Annotated in this window: 17 protein-coding genes; 11 read left to right on the forward strand and 6 right to left on the reverse strand. The window is 54.5% G+C overall.

Annotated elements, in window-relative coordinates:
• Positions 1-4 precede the first annotated feature (4 nt).
• Entirely contained in the window at positions 5-1531 is a 1527-nt protein-coding gene (gene pntA, locus ACMHXH_RS17940) for a Re/Si-specific NAD(P)(+) transhydrogenase subunit alpha (protein WP_039033109.1), read from the reverse strand.
• A 434-nt stretch (positions 1532-1965) separates the two neighbouring features.
• Between pntA and ACMHXH_RS17945 the strand changes: the two genes are divergently transcribed.
• From ACMHXH_RS17945 to ACMHXH_RS17955, 3 genes are read left to right on the forward strand one after another with little or no spacing between them, the layout of a single operon-like run.
• On the forward strand, positions 1966-3771 hold the full coding sequence (locus ACMHXH_RS17945) for an assimilatory sulfite reductase (NADPH) flavoprotein subunit (RefSeq protein WP_335911867.1): 1806 nt from the start codon (positions 1966-1968) through the stop codon (positions 3769-3771).
• 32 nt (positions 3772-3803) lie between these two features.
• Complete coding sequence (gene cysI / locus ACMHXH_RS17950) at positions 3804-5510, forward strand: assimilatory sulfite reductase (NADPH) hemoprotein subunit (RefSeq protein WP_335911864.1); 1707 nt, start codon at positions 3804-3806, stop codon at positions 5508-5510.
• Positions 5503-6264, forward strand: a complete 762-nt coding sequence (locus ACMHXH_RS17955) for a phosphoadenylyl-sulfate reductase (protein WP_039033112.1) — start codon at positions 5503-5505, stop codon at positions 6262-6264. The genes cysI and ACMHXH_RS17955 overlap by 8 nt, the downstream gene beginning before the upstream one ends.
• A gap of 547 nt (positions 6265-6811) precedes the next feature.
• On the opposite strand, the gene ACMHXH_RS17960 is transcribed toward ACMHXH_RS17955, so the two are convergent.
• Both ACMHXH_RS17960 and ACMHXH_RS17965 read right to left on the reverse strand, forming a co-directional pair.
• Entirely contained in the window at positions 6812-8284 is a 1473-nt protein-coding gene (locus ACMHXH_RS17960) for a S41 family peptidase (RefSeq protein ID WP_335911862.1), read from the reverse strand.
• 71 nt (positions 8285-8355) lie between these two features.
• On the reverse strand, positions 8356-9267 hold the full coding sequence (locus ACMHXH_RS17965; RefSeq protein WP_186300054.1) for a phospholipase A: 912 nt from the start codon (positions 9265-9267) through the stop codon (positions 8356-8358).
• 383 nt (positions 9268-9650) lie between these two features.
• Here ACMHXH_RS17965 and cobA point away from each other — a divergent pair, with 383 nt between their 5' ends.
• The 5 genes from cobA to cysC are packed head-to-tail and all read left to right on the forward strand — an operon-like array spanning position 9651 to position 15200.
• Entirely contained in the window at positions 9651-10472 is an 822-nt protein-coding gene (gene cobA, locus ACMHXH_RS17970; protein WP_319618935.1) for a uroporphyrinogen-III C-methyltransferase, read from the forward strand.
• Positions 10473-10490: 18 nt separating this feature from the next.
• Positions 10491-11399, forward strand: a complete 909-nt coding sequence (gene cysD, locus ACMHXH_RS17975; RefSeq protein WP_335911859.1) for a sulfate adenylyltransferase subunit CysD — start codon at positions 10491-10493, stop codon at positions 11397-11399.
• Positions 11399-12814 (forward strand): sulfate adenylyltransferase subunit CysN, encoded by a 1416-nt coding sequence (gene cysN / locus ACMHXH_RS17980; protein ID WP_335911858.1) that lies wholly within the window; start codon positions 11399-11401, stop codon positions 12812-12814. The genes cysD and cysN overlap by 1 nt, the downstream gene beginning before the upstream one ends.
• Position 12815: 1 nt before the next feature.
• A complete protein-coding gene (locus ACMHXH_RS17985) occupies positions 12816-14552 on the forward strand; it encodes an SLC13 family permease (RefSeq protein ID WP_413738424.1) in 1737 nt (578 codons plus the stop codon).
• A gap of 9 nt (positions 14553-14561) precedes the next feature.
• Positions 14562-15200 (forward strand): adenylyl-sulfate kinase, encoded by a 639-nt coding sequence (gene cysC, locus ACMHXH_RS17990; RefSeq protein ID WP_025009979.1) that lies wholly within the window; start codon positions 14562-14564, stop codon positions 15198-15200.
• A gap of 14 nt (positions 15201-15214) precedes the next feature.
• On the opposite strand, the gene ACMHXH_RS17995 is transcribed toward cysC, so the two are convergent.
• Together ACMHXH_RS17995 and ACMHXH_RS18000 are read right to left on the reverse strand one after the other, a co-directional pair.
• A complete protein-coding gene (locus ACMHXH_RS17995) occupies positions 15215-16045 on the reverse strand; it encodes a TIGR03899 family protein (RefSeq protein ID WP_039033117.1) in 831 nt (276 codons plus the stop codon).
• Between the two features lie 65 nt (positions 16046-16110).
• Positions 16111-17313 (reverse strand): MFS transporter, encoded by a 1203-nt coding sequence (locus tag ACMHXH_RS18000; protein ID WP_039033118.1) that lies wholly within the window; start codon positions 17311-17313, stop codon positions 16111-16113.
• A 309-nt stretch (positions 17314-17622) separates the two neighbouring features.
• Here ACMHXH_RS18000 and hemG point away from each other — a divergent pair, with 309 nt between their 5' ends.
• On the forward strand, positions 17623-18165 hold the full coding sequence (gene hemG, locus ACMHXH_RS18005; RefSeq protein ID WP_234501206.1) for a menaquinone-dependent protoporphyrinogen IX dehydrogenase: 543 nt from the start codon (positions 17623-17625) through the stop codon (positions 18163-18165).
• A gap of 12 nt (positions 18166-18177) precedes the next feature.
• Positions 18178-18702, forward strand: a complete 525-nt coding sequence (locus ACMHXH_RS18010) for a cytochrome b/b6 domain-containing protein (protein ID WP_039033120.1) — start codon at positions 18178-18180, stop codon at positions 18700-18702.
• A 63-nt stretch (positions 18703-18765) separates the two neighbouring features.
• Here the strand turns inward: ACMHXH_RS18010 and ACMHXH_RS18015 are convergent, their stop codons facing one another.
• Entirely contained in the window at positions 18766-20382 is a 1617-nt protein-coding gene (locus ACMHXH_RS18015; protein ID WP_162206809.1) for an AMP-binding protein, read from the reverse strand.
• 222 nt (positions 20383-20604) lie between these two features.
• On the opposite strand from ACMHXH_RS18015, the gene ACMHXH_RS18020 reads away from it, so the two are divergent.
• On the forward strand, positions 20605-21174 hold the full coding sequence (locus ACMHXH_RS18020) for an NADPH-dependent FMN reductase (protein WP_162206808.1): 570 nt from the start codon (positions 20605-20607) through the stop codon (positions 21172-21174).
• Positions 21175-21201 lie beyond the last annotated feature (27 nt).

A 21201-nucleotide genomic window follows, 5' to 3' on the forward strand; every position in this document is an offset into this window, starting at 1 on the left:
CCCCTTAATCCTTACGGAACATCTTCAGCATGCGCTGGGTGACGGTAAAGCCACCAAAGATGTTGATACTGGCAATCAGCACGGCGATAAATGCCAGTGCGGTCATCAGGGCCGAGCCCTGGCCAACCTGCAGCAGTGCACCTACCACAATAATGCCGGAAATAGCGTTGGTGACTGACATCAATGGCGTATGCAGCGCATGAGTCACGTTCCAAACCACGTAGTAACCCACCACACAGGCGAGCACGAATACAGTAAAGTGCGACAGGAACTCAGCCGGAGCCACCGAGGCCACGGCGCCGAACGCGGCCACACCCAGAGCACCCAAAATATACTTGAGCTTGGATGGCGCTTTCTCTTCAGCCTTTTTCGGCTCGACTTTGGCAGCCGGTTTTTTGGGCGCTGCGGTCACTGAGATCTGTGGCGGCGGGAAGGTGACTTCACCTGCCTTGACGACCGTCATGTTGCGCATCACCACGTCTTCGAAGTCTATGCTGGCGTTGCCGTCTTTCTCCTTGCACATCAGCTTCATCAGGTTCACCAGGTTGGTGCCGTAAAGCTGGGATGACTGTGCCGGCAAACGCCCTGGCAGATCTGTGTAACCTATGACTTTAACGCCATTGTCGGTCACAAAGAGTTCGCCGCTTTGGGTGTATTCGCAGTTGCCACCGGTAGCGGCCGCCAGGTCCACTATTACTGAGCCCGGCTTCATGGAGTCGACCATCTCTTTGGTGATGAGCTTGGGCGCAGGTTTGCCTGGAATCAGTGCTGTGGTGATGATGATATCCACTTCCTTGGCTTGCTCGGCGAACAGCGCCATTTCAGCCTTGATGAATTCATCAGACATCACTTTGGCATAGCCATCGCTGGAAGAGCCGTCTTCCCCGCCGAAGTCCAATTTGAGGAATTCACCGCCCATGGATTCGATCTGTTCGGCCACTTCCAGACGGGTATCGAAGGCGCGCACTATGGCGCCCAATGAACCGGCGGCACCAATGGCGGCAAGACCGGCAACCCCGGCACCTATCACCAGCACCTTGGCCGGTGGGACTTTACCCGCGGCAGTAATTTGGCCGGTAAAGAAACGGCCAAACTCATGGGCAGCTTCCACCACGGCGCGATAACCGCCGATATTGGCCATGGATGAGAGGGCGTCGAGGGACTGGGCACGGGAGATCCGCGGCACCATGTCCATCGCCATCACATTGATGTTGCGCTGTGACAACTTTTCCACCAATTCAGGATTTTGGGCCGGCCAGATAAAACTTACCAGGGTGGCTCCATCTTTGATTTGGCTGATTTCATCTTCTGTTGGCGCGTTGACCTTAAAGATCAAGTCGGCCTGCCATACATTCGGTACCACACTGGCACCGGCGGCTTCGAAGGCGGCATCACTGAAGCTGGACAGCGCACCCGCGCCTGCTTCCACTGCCACTTCAAAGCCGAGTTTTTTAAGTTGCTCTACCGTTGCCGGGGTCGCAGCGACCCGGGTTTCACCGGCGAGACTCTCTCTCGGTATTCCAATCTGCATGACTATTCCCTGATGGTTGATAAACAAAATTCACCCCGCCAAAACTCCGCTGGCAGAGTGAAAGAATGCAAGTCTGTTGACCTGGACTCGGGGGACTGGTCTTTCCCTTTCCATTGGGGACTTCCTGAAATGTTTTCAGGAACCAAGCCCGCTCATGAATGAAATCCTGGGTGTGGGGTACAGATATTCCTTTCATGGCACCTAGCGTGCTTTTGGCATTGTCGCAAGTCTTTCAATGGAAACAAGCTCATATTCTTCATGTGGTGTGTTTCTCCACTGGTCAGAGCAAATTCTTTGCGCCAGGCCACACTTTTGTAGCTTAATTTTTATACCATGCATATTCCTTATTGATATAAAAAATTAAATATTATTCTTTTTTGCTTTTCGATAGTGGGGCTAAGCTGCTGACATTACTCTGTCACCGGGCCGTCTCAATGTTACTGAAACAACTCTCTTCACTGGCTTCGCCACTCTCAGCACCACAAGTGGATAAGCTTAAACAACTCACCGCCGAGCTCAGCCCGCTGCAGCTGGCATGGGTCAGTGGTTATCTGGCCGCCAGCGCTCAGGGGCAGGAGGGCGCTTCCCCCCAAAACCAGAGCGGGCAAACTCTGACCATACTCTATGGCAGTCAGACGGGCAATGGCCGGGGTATCGCCAAGGCGTTGGCCACCAAGGCCCAGAGTCTGGGCTATGGCGTTAACCTGGCATCTATGGGCGAATACAATGTCCGTAATCTCAAGCAGGAAACCCTGCTGGTGGCCGTGGTGAGTACCCATGGTGAAGGTGAAGCTCCCGATGATGCCATTGAGCTGCACAAGTTTCTCGGCTCCAAACGCGCCCCCAAGCTGGATAAGCTTCAGTATGCGGTTCTCTCGCTGGGGGATTCCTCCTATGAGTTTTTCTGTCAGACAGGTAAAGACTTCGATGCCCGCCTGAGTGCCCTCGGGGCCAAGCCTTTACTGCCCAGAGTGGACTGTGATGTGGACTATCAGTTACAGAGTGACAGCTGGCAAACCGAGCTGCTTGAGCAGGTTAAGCCTCTGCTGCAGGCGGCCGATGGCGCAGCGACCAATGTGGTGTCCATCAATGCAGGTATCAATGGCAATATCGGCCAGGAATATGACAAGCAAAACCCCTACAGCGCCGAAGTGATAGTCAGCCAGAAACTAACGGGCCGGGATTCACTCAAGGATATCCGTCATCTGGAAATCGATTTGGGCGAGTCGTCCATCAGCTATCAGGCGGGTGATGCGCTGGGAGTCTATTTCCATAACGATGAGGCTCTGGTGGCCGAAATTCTCGAGGCGTTGGCGCTGGAGCCGGATACCCGGGTTCAGCTTGGCACCGAGTCTTTGGCGTTGCGTGATGCCCTGATTGAGCACAAAGAGCTGACCCAACTCTACCCCGGTCTGGTGCAGTTTTGGGCCGAAACCGTACAGAGCGACGAGCTGCTCACTATCAGTCAAGACAAGGAGCAGACCCGGCAGTTTATTCTCAGCCACCAACTGGTAGACCTGGTGAAACGATACCCTCTCAATGGTGCCAAGCTGGATTCTGCCCAGACTCTGTTGGACAAGCTGCGCCCTATTACCCCAAGGCTTTACTCCATCGCTTCGAGTCAGAGTGAAGTGGAGTCTGAAGTGCATCTCACAGTGGCGCTGGTGGAAGAGGAACGTGACGGTCAACGCCGTTTCGGCGCCGCCTCTCACTTCCTGGCCCGGGCCGAGGAGGGCGCTCAGGTGCGGGTGTATGTGGAACCCAACAAGCACTTCCGCCTGCCCGAAGACCCACAGACGCCTGTGATCATGATAGGGCCGGGAACCGGTGTCGCGCCATTTCGGGCCTTCATGCAGCAAAGAGTGGCCGAGGGCGTGACCGGCGACAGCTGGCTGTTCTTCGGTAATCCCCATTTCGAGCAGGATTTTCTCTATCAGACCGAGTGGCAACAGTACCTCAAGAGTGGCGCCCTGAGCCGGATCTCGCTGGCCTTCTCCCGGGATCAAGCAGAGAAAGTCTATGTTCAGCACAAGATTAAACAACAGGCCAAAGAGCTGTGGCAGTGGCTTGAGCGCGGGGCTCATATCTACCTGTGCGGCGATGCCGAGCGAATGGCCAAAGATGTGCACCAGGCACTGCTTGAAGTGGCCATGGAGCAAGGCGGTTTGACGAGCGAGGCCGCCGAAGTGTTTCTCGATCAACTGCGCAGCGCCAAGCGTTACCAGAAAGATGTCTACTGAGCTGAAGAACCTAGGAATAAAGAGATAAGGCCATGAGTGAGCAGAAATTATCCGCCAACGAGCATATCAAGACCGACAGTGACTATCTGCGCGGCACCATACGCGAGGGTCTGGGCACGGAAGTGACAGGCGCCTTCAGCGACGACGATCAGCAACTGATCAAGTTTCACGGTTTCTATCAGCAGGACGACAGGGATCTGCGCAATGAACGTAAGGAGCAAAAGCTCGAGCCGCTGTACAGCTTTATGCTGCGTGCCCGGGTGCCGGGTGGTGTCTGTACTCCAGAGCAGTGGCTGGGTGTGGACAAGATAGCCTCGGAGCTGACCAGCTCCAACAGCATACGTTTGACGACCCGGCAGACATTCCAGTACCACGGCATCCCCAAGCGCAACCTGAAAACCATTATTCAGGGGCTGGACAGGGAAGCGCTGGACTCGATTGCCGCCTGTGGTGATGTGAACCGCAACGTCATGTGTAACCCCAACCCGGTAGAGTCCAAGCTGCATCAGCAGGCTTATTTCTGGGCCAAGAAATTGTCGGATCATCTGCTGCCGCACACCCGTGCCTATGCCGAAATTTGGCTCGACGAGGAGAAGCTGCTCAGCACAGAAGATGAGCAGTCGGCTGCGGTCGAGCCTGTATACGGCAAGACCTACCTGCCGCGTAAGTTCAAGATGGCGGTAGCTGTGCCACCGGACAACGATGTGGATGTTTACACCAATGACCTGGGTTTTATTGCCGTGGCGCAAGAGGGCGAGCTGGTGGGCTTCAATCTGGTGGCCGGTGGCGGTATGGGCTCGACCCATGGCGAAGTGGAAACCTTCCCGCGGCTGGCCGATGACTTTGGTTTTATCAAGGCCGAAGACACCATTAAGTTTGCCGAGGCCGTGATGACAGTGCAGCGCGATTGGGGTAACCGCAGCAATCGTAAACGCTCCCGTCTCAAATACACCATAGTGGATCACGGCTTTGAGGCCTTTAAGGCCGAGGTTGAGAAGCGCGCCGGGGTTAAGTTCGCCCCCAAGCGTGATGTGGTCATTGGCGATCGCGGTGACAGATACGGCTGGGTTAAAGGCATAGACAACCACTGGCACCTGACCCTGTTTATCGAAGGTGGCCGGGTGAAAGATACCCAGGGTAAGTTGTTGCAGACCGGGCTTCGGGAAATCGCCAAGATACATAAGGGCGATTTTCGGATGACTTCCAACCAGAACATCATCATCGCCAAAGTGGCGGATGAGGATAAGGCAGAAATCGAAGCACTGGCGCGTAAGCATGGCCTGATGGGGCAGGTGATCACCGCAACCCGTGGCCATTCTATCGCTTGTGTGGCGCTGCCGACCTGCGCCCTGGCCATGGCCGAAGCCGAGCGTTATTTCCCCGAGTTTATCGACCATGTGGATGCGCTGCAGGCCAAGCACGCCATAGGTGAGCAGGCGATAGTCGTGCGTATGACGGGCTGTCCCAACGGTTGTGCCCGCCCCTTTGCCGCCGAGATCGGTTTTGTGGGCAAGGCCCCCGGGCGCTACAACATGTATCTGGGCGCCAGCTTCGAAGGCACCCGATTGAACAAGATGTACCGTGAAAATATTCAGGAAGTCGAGATCCTCAGCGAGCTCGATGCCCTGTTTGGTCGCTATGCCGCCGAGCGCGAAATCGGCGAGAGCTTCGGTGATTTCACGGTGCGCGCCGGAATAGTAAAACCTGTATTGGACGCCGCGAGGGACTTTCATGGCTGATACCACAAGTTTATTGCACAGCGCCGAGGCGCTGCTGGCCTTGCTGGATGCGCCGACCTCTGAGCAGCAAAGTGCCCTCGCTGCCATCAATGGCTATCTTGGCGGATTGAGCGCTGAGGAGCGGATCCAATGGGCCCTGGCCTATCTGCCCGGAAGTCATGCCCTGTCGTCCAGCTTTGGTATTCAGGCGGCAGTGATGCTGCATCTGGTGAACTCGGTGCAGCAAGGCACACAAGTGATTTTGACCGACACCGGCTACCTGTTTCCCGAGACCTACCGCTTTATCGATCAACTGACAGAGCGGCTCGGACTCAATCTCAAAGTCTATCGGGCCGAGACGAGCGCCGCCTGGCAGGAGGCCAGATTCGGTAAGCTGTGGCAGCAGGGGCTTGAAGGGCTGGAGCAATACAACCGCATCAATAAGGTAGAGCCGATGCAGCGGGCACTGGCTGAGCTGGATGTCGGCACCTGGTTTGCCGGTTTGCGCCGTTCCCAGGCATCGACCCGGGAGGCGTTGCCGATTTTGGCTATCCACGGCAAGCGCTACAAGATGCTGCCGATTATCGAGTGGAGCAACAAACAGGTGCATGAGTATCTCAAGTGCTATGACTTGCCCTATCATCCCCTCTGGGAGCAGGGTTATGTCTCTGTGGGTGATAGCCATTCGAGCAAGCCCCTGGAGCTGGGGATGACGGAAGAAGAGACACGTTTCAACGGGTTAAAACGCGAGTGCGGATTGCACTATGAGATCTGATTTTGGGGCCGCTGTCATCAGCGGCCTTTTTCTGTCTGTGGACAAGTTGTCCGGCTTGTCATCTTGTGGTCATCTTGGAAAGTTAACCTTGAGGATTCCTATTGTTACGGTCTTCTAACCGTTGAGGGTTATACTTTAGTACATATTTGTTCACAGGGTTATGCACAGGGCGGTTTTCTGGTTTATAATCCATAGTTCCCGCTGGGGGAAGTGTGATATGTCATTCTGTATCGGGTGTTTTTATGAAACATCGGCTTAGCGGCAGGCAGTGCAGTCGGCAATACACATCAAGACGGCTCGCCTTTATGGCATCGGTTGCCCAGGTTTTTTCAGCAGTCGGTCGCGAGTGACCCCGAGCTTTGATTGGCTTGCTGGCGCAGCTTCAAAGCACTCTCCGTGTCCCGGATAGCCCACTTACCCTTTCATGGGGCTATCCGGGAATTGTTTGTTCCAAACTTCAACTTCATCTGTGTCTCTACTAACTAAGGTTTTCATCAAGTGACTTTTTGAATGAGTCAACTATTGAAAATAAGACGTCAGAGAGGTGCTACCGAGCAGTTGAGCTGGGCGTAGTCGAGCTTAATTGAGTCTTGGGTTCCATGAGTTCTGATTGAGCATCCTTAGACTTTCGCAAACGCTGCTCCGGGGAGATGAGTGACAGTAATCCCTGCCATTGCAAGGGTTCATCTGTAGGCAGTTGCAGATCCGGCTCTGTGCCGACCCCGGAAAGCAACTGACCATAACCGTCATAGCCAAGTGAGGCGCTGATACTCAGTTTAAGGCCGCTGGCCGGCAGGGTGAAATGATGTAAACGCCCCAGATCGCCGCGGGTCGGTTCGCCCACCAATAGCGCCCTGCGCCAGCGTTTGGCGGCATAGGCAATCCATTCACACTCCTGACGACAGTCCGGGCCGATAAGCAGGACCAGGCGCCCCGACTCAGGCACGGGCGCTGCAGTCAGTTTTGGGATCGGTCGGGCATACCAGTGACTCAGGTTGGGCTGTGGCTGATTGTCCAGTGCGGCCTGTACCGGCGGAAACGGTGCGAATTGAGTGAGCGGTTCAAAGTGCAGTGGCTGCAGAAAGTCGCGCCGTAGCTGCGGTGAGCGGCGGTAGCGGCTATAGCCCAGTGGTTGGCTGCTGAGTCCATCTTGATAGTTGCCGAGAAACTGCAGCAGGCTGTCGCTGAATCCGTTGGCGTGGCGCAGATCCAGCACCAGGGTGTGATTACTCATCGCGCGCAGCAGATCTTGTTGCAGCTGAGGGTCTGTCTCTATGGCGTTGAGATCCGTCAAGGTAAACAGGGCTGTGTCAGGCGCCAATTGTTGCCAACTGGCCAGAATAGACAGAGGAGCACTGAGAAATTGCAGCGGTACTTTTATCTCTATATTTTGTGGCTGGAGATCGGCCCCATAGAGCGTCAGTAGTACCTCATCTTTGACTCTAAGCCCCATCTCCCGCCGCAGCAGATCCAGCTGTTGCAGCCAAGGTATCTGCATAGGTACGTTATTTCGCTGCTCCGGCGGCAAAAAGTGATTGGCAATCTTCTGCCAATGGCTGATGGGCAGGCCATCGATATGGCTGATAAAAGGTGTATCACTTTGAAGGGGCTCGTCCTTGTCATTGAGCGCCAGCCATTTGTCTTCCATGGGCTTGAGCCTGAGGGGCAAGACGCCGGAAGGCAGCGCAGCTTGCTTGACCCTGACTCCGGGGTCTTTTAGCTCTCCCAGCAGTTTATTGACTTCGGCGGTGAAACGATTGATAGCTATGCTGTCTCGGTATTCCTGTTTCAGCCGTTGCAGCCGTTTCTCGAGCCGGGATTCAATGTCCGGATCCAGCACCATAAAGGCCGAGTGCTGCTGCAATTGTTTGAGCAGCACAGTCAGGTCGGCCTGCATCTGCCTTTGGCTAAGCAGCTCTTTTTTCGCAGGCTCAGGCAGCAGGAATCGTCCCAACTGCAGACAGGAGATCAGCAACAGCAGGATAAAGCAGCTAACTATTTCACGGAATCCCGGCTTCATATCTCTCCCTGATATCAGCCTCTGGGCCTATAAATGGCACAGAGGCAATCATTAAGCTCGCCCTTGATAGCTTACAGGATATCGTTGATGGCGACCCCTATACCTATACGCTGATTGTGATCGTTATAGTCGATAAGGCTTTCGCCGTAGCCATTGAAGTATTGTGCATATAGGCGCAGGTTACCGAGTATGGGGTAACTCCAGGTAAACTCCACCGCGCCGCGGTTGGAACTTTGAAGATTGTTACGCAACATCAGGCTGAATCTGTGGTCGTCTATGCCATAGACGCCGGTCAGCTCGAAGTGGCCAAGGTAATCTGTGATATCCGGGTTATCGTCGCCGCGGGGATCTCCCTCATACTCTTTCTCGCTTTCCGGGATCCGCCACCACACCTTGGCCGCCAGGGCGATTGGGCCTTTGTCGAACACCATGGTGCCATAAATACGGTTCCAACTGCGGGACAGGTCGCCCGACTTGCCATTGGACTGATGCACCGCACCAAAGCCCCAGAAGGAGTTGGTGAAACCGGCTATTTTCCAGTCGTTGTTGAACAACATAAAGAGTTCGGGCTCGTGGTTGGTTTCCCGAAACGGCGAGGAGATATCCTTGTTGTACACCTGCCACCAGGATTGATTGGTATAGGCGAAAAACAGGTGACCATTGTCGCCAAACACGTTGTACATCAGCGGGAATTTGAAGCTTATTTGAAATTTGGCTTCATATTTATCCAAGGTTTCATCTTCTGAAGTCGTTTTCGATTCAAAAGGGGCCATATTGGGCGAAGGATTATAGGTGACCGGTAGTATGTAATTGACCTTGTGCGGGGTGATTACAAAGGGTCGCTCTGAGGTTTCCAGCTCCTCTTGCACCCTTTGATCGACCAGCGAAGGGCCATTGGCTTCGGCGGCAGAGAGTTGGCTGGACGGTAATATGACCAGGGCCAAGGTCAGGCCGCTGAGGCTGGAACGGATTTTGGTATACATATTCTTCCCTGTTGTCTCTGAGGCTTGATGGGTGCCCGGCTATTGTTTCGGCTTGAGAGTGTAACATCCTGGCTTTAGCCTGCACATTCCCATCCCGAGTCGTAGTCACTGAGCTTAAACTAGAATTTTTTGCCATAAGTTAGTGCCAAATGCGGCAGTAAACAATAAAAAATTTCATCAATCCGGTTCGACTCTATTTTCGTAATTCATTGAAAGTAAAAAGAAATGTTTTTTATTAACAGATTTATCTGTCCCAGATATCTTTTCCGTTATCGCGATTTCCTCGTATATACCCAAAAGTAATAACAACTAATGATTCTCTATTTATAGTGGAATATGTATAGCCGCTATATTGCTTGCATCAGCAAGATGGGGAATAGCGCATGGAATTACTGACACTGCCCGGTAAGCGGGCCAAAGGCAAAGTTTATCTGCTTGGAGCCGGTCCCGGCGATCCTGAGCTATTGACCGTCAAGGCGTGGCACCTGCTTAAGTGCGCCGATGTGGTGCTGTTCGATGCCTTGGTCAGTCCCGAGATCCTGGCGCTGATCCCCGAAGGTGCCGAGCGCATTGCCGTGGGCAAACGGGCCGGTGAGCACAGTGCTTCCCAGAGTGAAATCAATCGTTTGTTGCTGACCAAGGCCTTCACCCGCCAAACCGTGGTCAGACTCAAGGGGGGCGATCCCTTTATCTTCGGTCGCGGCGGCGAGGAGTTGCAGACTCTGGCGCAGGCCGGCGTCGCCTTCGAAGTGGTGCCGGGCATCACGGCCGCCAGCGGTACCGCCGCCTATGCGGGGATTCCCTTGACCCACAGGGATTTTGCCCAGGGGGTCAGCTTTATTACCGGTCATTGCCAGCTGCAAAACCGCCCCATGGATTGGCAAGGCTACGCCAACCCGGCCAACACCCTGGTGGTGTACATGGGGATCCTCAATGCCGGGCTTATTCAGCAACAACTGATTGCCCATGGTCGTAGCCCACAGACGCCGGTGGCCATAGTTTCCAAGGCCACGACCAGGCAGCAGCAGCGTGTTATCGGCACTCTGGAGCAGTTGCAAACCCTGGCTCAGGACTCGCGGGTAGTGATGCCGGCGCTGATGATCATAGGCGAAGTCGTCGCTCTGGCGGACAGCCTCAGCTGGTTTGAACCCGAGGCGGCGAACAATGGCCTGCAACTACAACATGATGCTGTTACAGCACTTTGAATCAATTGGAGAAATAAGATGTCAGGGCCAGTGTTGAGTCACCTTGAACAGTTGGAAGCCGAGAGCATCCAGATCTTTCGCGAAGTTGCCGCCGAATTTGACAACCCGGTGATGTTGTATTCCATCGGCAAGGATTCTTCCGTGCTGTTGCATCTGGCGCGCAAGGCTTTTTATCCGGGCAAGATCCCTTTCCCCTTACTGCATGTGGATACCGACTGGAAGTTTCGCGAGATGATACGTTTTCGCGATCAGGCGGCCAAGCAGTACGGCTTCGAGCTTCTGGTGCACAAGAACCCGCAAGGCCTGGCGATGGGCATGAATCCCTTTACCTTCGGCTCGGCCAAGCACACAGACGTGATGAAGACCGAAGGCCTGAAACAGGCCCTGGATAAATACGGTTTCGATGCCGCTTTTGGCGGCGCCCGCCGCGACGAGGAGAAGTCCCGCGCCAAGGAACGTGTCTATTCCTTTCGCGATCGCCATCACCGCTGGGATCCCAAAAATCAGCGCCCCGAGCTGTGGCACACCTATAACGGCCAGGTCAGCAAGGGGGAGAGCATCAGGGTCTTCCCGCTTTCCAACTGGACCGAGTTGGATATCTGGCAATACATCTATCAGGAAAACATCGACATAGTGCCGCTCTATTTTGCCGAGCAGCGCCCTGTGGTGGAGCGCGATGGCAGCCTGATCATGGTCGATGACGAGCGGATGCCGCTCAATGAAGGCGAAGTGCCCGAGTATCGCCGGGTGCGTTTTCGCACTTTGGGGTGTTATCCCCTGACCGGCGCCATAGAGTCCAGTGCCGCGACACTGGCAGAGATTATCGAAGAGATGTTGCTGTCCCGCTCCAGTGAGCGTCAGGGACGGGTCATCGACAGGGATTCGTCCGGGTCGATGGAAAAGAAAAAGCGTGAGGGGTATTTCTAATGTCGGTTGCACAACAAGTCAATGAGCTGGGTATAGAGCAATATCTTGAAAATCAGCAGCATAAATCGCTTTTGAAGTTTCTGACCTGTGGTTCCGTGGATGACGGCAAGTCAACCCTGATAGGCCGTTTGCTGCACGACAGCGCCCAGATCTATGAAGATCAACTGGCGGCACTGCACAAGGATTCCAAGAACCATGGCACCACGGGCGAAGCCGTGGATCTGGCCTTGCTGGTGGATGGCCTGCAGGCCGAGCGCGAGCAGGGGATCACCATAGATGTGGCTTATCGTTATTTCTCTACCGAGAAGCGCAAATTCATCATTGCCGACACTCCCGGGCATGAGCAGTACACCCGCAATATGGCGACCGGCGCTTCCAACTGCGATCTGGCGATTATCCTGATCGACGGTCGCTACGGGGTGCAGACCCAGACCCGCAGACACAGCTTTATCTGCTCTCTTTTGGGGATCAAGCAGTTCATCGTGGCCGTCAACAAGATGGATCTGCTGGATTTCAGTGAGGAGCGTTTCGAGGCGATCAAGGCCGACTATCTGGCGTTTGCCGGCCAGTTACAGTTGGAAGAGCTCCGCTTTGTACCGCTGTCGGCACTCGATGGCGACAACCTGGTGAACCGCTCGGCGCGCACCCCTTGGTATCAGGGTGAAACCCTGCTTGCCATGCTGGAGAGTGCGCCTGTGACCGGCTTTAATCACGCCTTCGATGCCCGCTTCCCGGTGCAGTATGTCAGCCGTCCCAACCTGGATTTCCGCGGTTTTGCCGGTACTTTGGCTTCCGGCAGTCTGCAAGTTGGCCAGAGGGTCAAGGTGCTGCCTTCGGGAAAAGAGTCGACTATCGCCTCGATTGTCACCTTTGATGGTGAGCGGCAGCAGGGTTATGCCGGCCAGGCACTGACCCTGACCCTGAATGATGAGATAGATATCAGCCGCGGCGATGTGATAGTACCGGCGGCGAGCCCTGTGGGCGTTTCCAACCGGCTGCTGGCCAAGGTGGTGTGGATGCACGAGCAGCCGCTGACACCCGGCAAGCAGTACAACATCAAGCTGGGAACCAAAAAGGTGCCCGCCAGTGTCAGCCGCATATTGCACAGCATAGATGTGAATACCCTGGCACAGGATAGTGTTGCCGAGCTGAGCCTCAACACCATAGCCCTGGTTGAACTTGAGCTGAGTGAGGCCCTGGTGTTCGATGCCTATAGTGACAATCGCGATACCGGCGGTTTTATCTTTATCGATCGTATCAGCAATGTCACAGTCGGTGCCGGTATGGTGCAGCAGGCGCTTGGGGAAACTGAAAAAACGACCCATTTCAGTGAGTTTGAATTGGAACTCAATGCCTTGATCTGCAAGCATTTCCCCCATTGGCAGGCGCTGGATATCCGCGCTCAGGGAGACTGAATTGTCTGAAACCTGGATCCTGGGGTTAATACTGCTCGCGCTGGTGGCCGGACTTGTCAGTGGTCTGGCATCACCGGCCATGCTGTTTACCATAGCGGCGCTGCTCAGTTACCTCTTGGGTATGCTGGAACTGGAGTCGCTGCTGGGCAGTTTTACCAACGCCAGTCTGGTGACTCTGGTGCTTCTGGTGCTGGCAACCACGGCACTGGAGAAGACGCCATTGCTTGGCAGGTTAAGCCAGGTCATAGGCTCAGGCTCCTTGGGGCTGACCATGGCCAAGCTGGGGTTTTCCACCGCGCTGCTGTCATCTTTTACCAACAATACCGCAGTGGTGGCCTCGTTGATTGGCGTGGTGCGTCGCAATCAGCAACACGCACCGGCCAAGTTATTGCTGCCCTTATCCTACGCGGCGATTTTGGGCGGCACCCTGACCCTGATTGGCACCTCGACCAACCTGATAGTGAACTCCTTTGTTGAAAATGCCGGGCTGAAACCCCTGGGCTTTTTTGAGTTTTCCTTGATTGGTCTGGCCGTGGTGGTGGCCGGTATTGCGCTTTTGGTATTGCTGTCACACCTGTTGCCCGATGGCGATGAGCAACATGGAGATGAAAGTCTGCCCTATCTGTTGGAAGCCAAGGTGTTGCCCGGCTCAACCCTGGTGGGCCGCAGCGTGCAGGACAACAGACTCAGGGCCCTGAAAAAGCTCTATCTGGCGGAGCTGGAGCGCAGCGGCATTCGCATCTGCCCTGTGCCGCCGCAACTCGTGCTGGCCGCGGGGGATGTGCTGCGCTTCAGCGGCGCGGTGGAGTCGGTGGAGTTGCTGCATCAATTCGATGGTTTGGAGTGGTTCGGCAAGCAGCAGGCCAGGGGCCAGAATCTGGTGGAAGCCGTGCTGGCGCCGTCTTCGGCTTTGGTGGAATCGTCACTCAAGGCCTCGCGATTTCGGGAGCAGTTTGATGCCGCCGTAATGGCGATTCGCCGTGGCCATCATCCACTCAAGGGCGGCTTGGGCGACATAGTGCTGCAGGCCGGAGATGTGTTGCTGTTGACCCCGGGCGATGGCTTTAGCCGTAATCCGCGTCTCAGTACCGACTTTGCCGCCGTCAGCGGCCTGGACCTGAGTGTCAGGCTGGACAGTCGCCGCAGTCAGTGGGTGCTGGCGGGCTTTGTGCTCACCATAGCTGCCAGTCTGCTGGGCTGGCTGCCGCTGGCCAAGGGGCTGGTGCTCTTGCTGCTCAGTTATCTGGCGATAGGTGCCGTGACCCTGGGCGAGCTCAAACGGCGGTTCCCGCTGGAGCTGGTGTTGATTGTCGGCAGTGCCCTGAGTCTGGCTAAGCTGATGTTGGATACCGGCTTGGCCAAAGGGATGGCTGATACTCTGCTCGGCGCCTTTTCCGGTTTTGGGGTCTTTGGCGCCTTTGTCGGGGTTTATTTGCTGACCTTGCTGTTGACCGAACTCATCACCAATAACGCGGCGGCGGCCTTGGCTTTTCCCGTGGCCTATGCGATTGCGACCAGCTTCGGGGTCGACAGTCGGCCTTTTATTCTGGCTGTGGTGTTTGGTGCCAGCGCCAGCTTTATTTCGCCCTATGGCTATCAAACCAATCTGATGGTGTTCAACGCCGGTAACTACCGCTTTATTGATTTTGTGCGCTTGGGGCTGCCGCTGTCGCTGCTTTACTCGGCGATAGTTCTGTTTCTGGTGCCCATGCTGTTCCCCTTTGATGCGGGTCTTTAAGGAGTGACAATGAAGAATTCTACCCAGCCCAATGCCGATATCGTTTGGCATCAGCATGCTGTCGATCAGGCGGCAAGGGCAGCCCAGAAGGGCCAACAACCTGTGCTGCTTTGGTTCACCGGGCTGTCCGGCGCCGGCAAGTCGACCCTGGCAGGCGCCCTGGAGCGGGCACTGTTCGAGGCGGGGTTTCATACCTATCTGCTCGATGGCGACAATGTGCGTCATGGTCTTTGCAAAGATCTCGGCTTCAGCGCCGCCGATAGGGATGAAAACCTGCGAAGAGTGGGCGAAGTGGCGCACCTGATGGTGGATGCCGGTTTGCTGGTACTGTCGGCCTTTATCTCGCCGACCCGGGCCGAGCGTGATGCCATTCGCTGTCGGTTTGCCGCGGGACGTTTTATCGAAGTGCATGTTTCCACGCCGCTGGCTGTGTGTGAGGCCCGCGATCCCAAGGGCTTGTATCAGAAGGCGCGTAAGGGGGAGATCCGAGACTTTACCGGGATTTCGGCGCCCTACGAAGAGCCGTTGGCCGCCGAGTTGACCATAGATACCAGCAAGGGCGATCTCAATACCCAGGTGCAGGCATTGCTGGATTACCTCTCTGCCTTGGAAGTGATCCCATCGACGCGATTACAGGCCAGCGCCTGAGGCTCAGTTGATGCCTAGCTAATGCTGAAGTCTTTGGTAAACAAGGCCTTCAGCGCCTTGATATAGGCTTCGTCTTCCCTTGGGCGCACCAAGAGTGCCAGTTCATCGCCCACCGGGGTAAAGCGGTAGTAGCTGAACAACAGGTGGCCTGATTTGGGGGTCAGCTTCAGGTGTTGCTGCTGGATCTGCAGTTGCAGTGGGCTCTTGCTGTCCAATATGCCGGTCTCGAACTCGCCTCTGTGCAGTATGCCGCCATCCACCAGGGTGAGTATGCTTGAGTAGGGCATGCCGAATTGCGACAACCCCAGGTTGACCGCGCTGTGTTTACGAAAATACTGGCCTATGCCGCCGCTGACTCTGTAACCACTGATAAGCTTGAGTCGGCTTTCATTGTTGACCTTGACCGCCATCCCCAGCGCTTTTTCCAGTATGTGTGCCTCTCTCAAGGTCAGCTGTTTCAGGGTTGCCAGGGTACGCAGGCTGAAGTTGCCTGGATTGATGATTTCACTGGAGAGGATCCGAGCCCACAGATCCTGCATCTTGCGATTGTGGATCTGCTCGGCCATTTGGAAGAATTGATGTACCCAGTCGGGATCCAGCTCCACCCCGGTCACGTCGGATGGGGTATAGCTCAGTGCCATGGCATAGATGTTTTCCAGGTTACGTTGGTACTGGGCTTGCTGTTTGTCGATGCGAAAGGCGGCCCGCTCGGCGACGCTGGCATTGGCGGGTTTATAGTCCTGCTCAGAGGCGAGTCCCAGCAGGCGCCCGAGGCGCAGTGCCTTCTTGCGGGCCGATGCCTGACCTGGCTCTTCGATTTCTCTGGGGAGTTTTTCCTCTGCCATCTTAATTATCTTCTAGCAAAAACTGTGCTTATTTATGCATAGTTTTCAGTTAGTTGTCCAGTAGTTCAGCCGGCTTCCTGCTGTTGGGTTTCTGCAACGAGAGTCTTGTGCCAACTGAGTTCGCGCCCAGGGGCAGGATCTTTGGGCACCAGGCGTGCCAGCAACAGCGAACAGGCGGCGAGTCCGGCACCGATATAGAATACTGCCGCAGGTGAACTGAGCCAGAGCACTCCGAGCAATACCGGGATCACCACGGCCGCGATATGATTGATGGTAAAGCTGACCGACATGGTGGCGGCAATGTCTTTGGGCTCGGCAATTTTTTGGAAATAGGTCTTGATGGCAATCGCCATGGCAAACAGCAGGTGGTCTATCACATAGAGTGCCGCTGCCATGTGGCCGTCCTCCACCAGGGCATAACTGATAAATAGCAGCACCAGGCCGATATATTCCAGGGTCAGGGCGTGCCTTTCTCCTATGCGGCCGATAAAGCGGCCTATGGCTGGGGCAAACAGCAGGTTGACTACATAGTTGATCAGAAACAGAGCCGTGATCTCACTGACGCTGTAACCGAACTTCTCCACCATCATAAAGCCGGCGAACACCATAAATATTTGCCGTCTGGCTCCCGAGAAAAAAGTCAGCAAGTAATAAAGCCAGTAGCGTTTTCTGAGGATGATTTTCTTGTGCTGGACTTCGCCGGTATCGAACCTGGGGAAATAGCAGTAGAGGGTGATCACCATTAAAAGCCCCAAGGCCCCTATAAGGCTGTACATCCAGACATAGTCCAGCTTGAAGACTGTCATCACCAACCAGATGCTGCCATACCCCCCCAGGGCGGCCGCAGCGCGCCATGACATGGCCTTTCCCATAAAACCGGCTGTCTGGGACTTGTCGACCCATTGCAGGGTCAGGGATTGATTGATGGTTTCAAAGTAGTGAAAGCCAACTGACATTAAAACGGTCGTCAGGTAGAGTCCCAATACCTGGGGAAAGAAACCGGTAATGCCCACTCCAATACACAGCAGCGCCAGCGACAACAGAGCGAAGGCCTGTTCTTTAATCAACAGCAGCACAAAAATGGCGCTAAAGGCCAGAAAACCGGGAACTTCCCTGAGGCTTTGCAGCATGCCTATTTCGGCGCCGGTAAATTGTGCTCTTTCAACAACAAAGTTGTTCAACAGGGCCTGCCAGACGGCAAATACCAAGGACATGACAAAGGTCATCCATAGTAGCAAGGCCTGGGGATTGCGGCTTGGTTGCTGCATCTTGTTTAGAAAATGGCTGCAGAGTATCAGCTTATGCTAATGCCTGAACCTGGAGATAACCAGAAAACTTTGTTGAAAAATATTATTCGGCTGTAAAGCTGCTGTAGCGCCAAGGTTCCACTGCTATAACGGCTCCTTGAGGGACGGTTACTCAAAGGGTCTCACAGCGGTTATTTTTTGTGAACTACTCGGTATTTCCGCGGCTTGGATAGCGTTTCGCCCTTCGCCCGTGATCTGTTTCATGTAAATGAGCTAATGGATCACCTAAGATGACATCAGTACTAAGAGATTGAACTATTAGGGGTTAAGGTGAGCAAGACTCTTCTGCTGTATTCCAGCGTGCATGGTCAGACCCGCAAGATCTGTGACGTTATGGCAAAGCAACTTGGCGCTTTGGGGCAGCAAGTGACCATGGCGGCGATAGATGATGCGCCGGATCTGGCCGATTTTGATCGGGTCGCCATTGGAGCCAGTATTCGACACGGCAAACACAATCCCGCCGTGTTCGACTATATCCGTCAACATCAGCAGCAACTGGAAAGCAAGGCCAATGGCTTCTTTTCTGTGAGTCTGGTGGCGCGCAAGCCGGAAAAAAATACTCCTGAAACCAACCCTTACATGCAGGCGTTTCTTGCCAAGACTGAATGGAAGCCCAAGCAGTTGGCCGTATTTGGCGGCAACCTTGACTATCAGGGCTATGGAGCCATGGACAGAAATATCATACGTTTCATCATGTGGATCACCAAGGGACCGACCAATCCCAATACCTGTATTGAATACACTAATTGGGACAAGGTGCAGGAATTTGCCGAGCAATTGGCGGCGCAGGCTCTGATCTCCAGAGCGGGTTAAAGCGAGGCAGAAATGGCTCTGTTGCAACGTCTTTGGCGCTTCTATAGTGCCCATCAACACTTGTTGTTAATGCTCTTGTGTTTGTTTCTGGTGCTGGGTAGCAGCAGTTTGATGATGATCCGCAGCATCAGGGCCGGTGCCGGCTTCTGGGATCTGAGCCATGTTTATCTCGGGTTACTGTGTGTGCCGTTGTCGCTGACGTTTCTTGTGAGTAACTGTACTGCTGGCCGCTGGCGTCAGTATTTCAGCCTGTTTATCGGCGATTGGCGCCAGATAGGTGCCGATATCGGCGGCTTGTTCAAAGGCAAGTTACCGGTTGCCGGTGGCAAGGGGCTGTTCAGCCTGATAGAAGGGCTGGGGATGTTACTGCTGCTCGGTGTTGCCCTGACCGGCCTGCTCTGGTATTTGACCCAAGGCTCCAGTGATGCGCTGCTCTGGCGTGGTTGGCATAAACATTTGGCTCACGGTTTTATCGGATTTTTGATAGTGCACGCCATCTGTGCCCTCAGCCATTTGCTGGACTTCTTCCGTCAGTAGCACGCTGAAAGTAAAAAACTTTGGTAATAAAAATGCCGCTTTTAAGCGGCATTTTTATCTGACTTATTTGCGCAGTGCACGCCTGAGTATCTTGCCGACCGTGCTCTTGGGCAACTGGGCGACAAACTCTATCACCTTTGGCACCTTGTAGGCCGCGAGCTCTGCCCGGCAGTGTGCCTCTATAGCTGCTTGAGCCTGGGTGGCATCGGCCTCGGGTTTGAGTACAATTACCGCCTTGACAGCTTCACCGCTGCGCTCATCTTCAACACCGATAACCGCACATTCAAGTACCAATTCACAGCGGGCCAATACGTTTTCGACTTCATTGGGGTAAACATTGAAGCCGGAGACGATAATCAGATCTTTCTTGCGATCCACTATGCTGTGATAGCCATCTTCGCTCTCAATGGCGATATCCCCAGTCTTGAAGAAGCCATCCTCTGTCATCACAGCCGCAGTTTCATCGGGCTTTTGCCAGTAACCACTCATCACCTGAGGGCCGCGCACCGCCAGCTCACCGGCTTGCCCCGGCGGTAGGGGCTGGTCATTGCCATCGAGAATTTGCACCTGAGTTTCGATAACCGGCTTGCCTATGCTGCCCAGACGTTCCAACCCCGGCGCGTTGAGGGAGATAACCGGTGAAGTCTCACTCAGGCCATAGCCTTCGGATATGGTACAGCCAGTGGTTTGTTGCCAGAGTTTGGCCGCGGCTTCGGTCAGGGCTGTACCGCCGGAAATGGTGATCTTCAGATGAGAGAAGTCCAGTTCACGGAAGGCTTGCTGGTGGCACAGGCCAACAAAAAGGGTGTTGAGCCCGGCAAATCCGGTAAAGGGATATTTGGCCAAGGTCTTGATCAGTGAGGCTATGTCCCTCGGATTAGGAATGAGTACTGTCAGGGCGCCTCGCTCGAAGTAGAGCACCAGATTCACCAAGAAGGCGTAAATATGATAGATGGGCAGCGGGGCGACGAAGATCTCTTCTCCCTGAACCAGGTTGGCGCCGATACGTGATTCACATTGCAGGGCGTTGGCAATCAGGTTTTTGTGGCTGAGCATAGCTCCCTTGGAAAGGCCTGTGGTACCGCCCGTGTATTGCAGCGCCACCAAATCGTCCAGCTTCAGCTTTACTTCGGTGAATTCCAGCTGACGCCCCTGTTCAAGAACTTTGGTAAATTCGAGGTTTTTCAGGCCGGTCTTGGGTTGAATTTGTGGCTCGATAAGATCCAGCGGATGGGTGGATATCACAGTTTCTATCGGGGTGCTGGCAACGACCTTGGCCAGAATCGGCAAGAGATCTGACAGTACCACCAGCGCCTTGGCGCCTGAATCTTTGAACTGATGGATCAATTCCCGTTCGGTATACAAGGGGTTGGTATTTACCAGTACCAGGCCTGCGCGAATAGCGCCATAGGCGGCAATAACGAATTGGCTGATATTGGGCAGTTGAATGGCGATGCGATCGCCGACTTGCAACTGGGTATTGTGCTGCAGGAAAGCGGCAAAGGCGCGTGAATCCCTCTCCAGTTCCCGGAAGCTGATGGCCTTGCCGAGGCAGGCAAAGGCGCTCTTGTCGCCATAACGCTCACAGCTGCTGACTATCATATCTGCAAGAGAGTCGTAGCGGGAAAAATCCAACTGAGTCTGGCTATCGTATACCTGATTCTGTATCACTCTTGTCATCACCTTTTCCTTTGGAATTTATTATTGTTATTGGGTTTTGAATACTTATCCAGCCATGATATTAACTTTGGCCCGTGCTTCCCCCGACACTTTCTGCACCTTTTGGAGTGCTTAGTAATGATCAGAGTTCAGGTTAGAGGCAAAGCGCGGTCAAGGCAATGGTGACTGATGAAAAATCCTGTGCAATAAGTGGGTTAATTGACTGTAATTAAGGATAAAAACATGCAGAAACTGCGGATAAAGTTTATTTCCGGTAGCCTGAGGAAAGGTTCGTTCAACACCCGCCTAGCCCTTTATGCCGCAACAGTGGCCGCTGAACTGGGGCTGGAGCCTGAAGTGCTGACACTGAATGCCTTTCCCATGCCTCTGCTCAATCAGGATGAAGAGGCCGAATTTGGCGCTCCCGAAGCTGCCGTGGCACTTAAGGGCAAGCTGTTGCGGAGCGATTGTCTGGTGCTGGTGTGCCCCGAGTATAATGGTTCCATGACTGCGGCATTGAAAAATGCCATCGACTGGCTGTCCCGCCCGGCAACTCAGCCCGCGGGCAATGTATTTGCCGGTAAATGGGTAGCTTTGATGGCGGCAAGCCCGGGAGCTCTCGGGGGGCTCAGAGGCTTGACCCCGGTCCGCGAGCTGATGTTCAACCTGGGAGCGCTGGTATTGCCCGAGCAGTTGGCGCTTGCCAAGGCTCACGAAGCCTTTACCGAAGATGGTTATCTGCTGGGAGATGACCAGCAGAGCAAGGTGAAAAGCATACTGCAGGGGCTGATTGCCCAGCAGAGTAGAGGATAAAAAAGCGGGCGACGAAGCAGGGTGAAA

This window comes from Shewanella sp. BJSY2023SW001, assembly GCF_047314685.1.
GTDB classification, from domain to species: Bacteria; Pseudomonadota; Gammaproteobacteria; order Enterobacterales; family Shewanellaceae; genus Shewanella; species Shewanella indica.